Source organism: Pseudarthrobacter phenanthrenivorans, from assembly GCF_000813845.1.
Classification (GTDB): Bacteria; Actinomycetota; Actinomycetes; order Actinomycetales; family Micrococcaceae; genus Arthrobacter; species Arthrobacter phenanthrenivorans_B.
The window spans coordinates 1-272 of record NZ_JWTB01000078.1 but is presented as its reverse complement, the minus strand read 5'-3'; the positions used below and the strand labels follow the sequence as shown (position 1 = coordinate 272).

The 272-nt window shown below is 64.3% G+C and carries 1 pseudogene; it reads right to left on the bottom strand.

The features are described from left to right. Positions 1–272: pseudogene (locus tag RM50_RS20940) on the bottom strand (sugar ABC transporter substrate-binding protein); the annotation flags it as partial.

Sequence of the window (272 nt, the reverse complement as noted above, 5' to 3'; positions counted from 1 at the left end):
TCACTGTTGATGTCGAAGGTTCCCACCTTGGCCGTGCTGCCGGCGTCCTTCAGGCCAGCCAGGGCCGCGGTGGCCACGGACGGTTCCAGGGCCAGGACCGAGTCGAAGGACTTGTCACCGAGCATCTTGGACTTCACCGTCGCCTGGATACCCTGCGGGTTGTTCAGGTCGACCTGGAGTTTCTCCACCTGGCCGCCGAAGGCCTTGGCGGCTCCGTCGCAGCGCTGTTCGAGGCCGATGTTGCCTGCCTCGTGGATGATGCACAGCAGCTT